Here is a 413-nt window from a genome sequence, read left to right as displayed (position 1 = left end):
CATCCCTATGCCTAAACAACATACAGATGGTATTTTTTATGAAGATATTGATCTTTTCGAAGAAATGTATAGCAGAGTGGCGCGAGTGGTTATGCAGCATAAAGATCATCCTGCTTTGTTATACTGGAATCTGGGAAATGAATTATATTACCCCTACTTCTACAAGGACACAAAATTCTTTGAACGATTCAATATCTTGATAGATCTTATTCATGAGTTAGATCCCAATCACCCGGTAAGTACAACAACTATCGGAGCAAATAAACTGCGGGTGCTTTCTATAGAATTAAAAAGTCCGCAACTTGACTTCATATCTTTTAATTCCTTTGGTTCCCTAAGCACCTTCACTACTCGTCTAAAACCTATCACTCCCCTGTGGAATGGACCTCACGTGATCACAGAATGGGGCGTTA

At 38.7% G+C, this 413-nt stretch carries 1 protein-coding gene; it reads left to right on the top strand.

Going from position 1 to position 413, the window contains the following annotated elements; all coding sequences use genetic code 11:
• Positions 1 to 413: glycoside hydrolase family 2 TIM barrel-domain containing protein (locus HC176_RS16940; protein ID WP_280818709.1), on the top strand; the 413-nt coding region annotated here is incomplete at both ends.

It is taken from the genome of Tamlana crocina (genome assembly GCF_012037625.1).
Note: the sequence above shows the minus strand (reverse complement) of the source record. Positions and strands in the feature narration are given on the sequence as shown.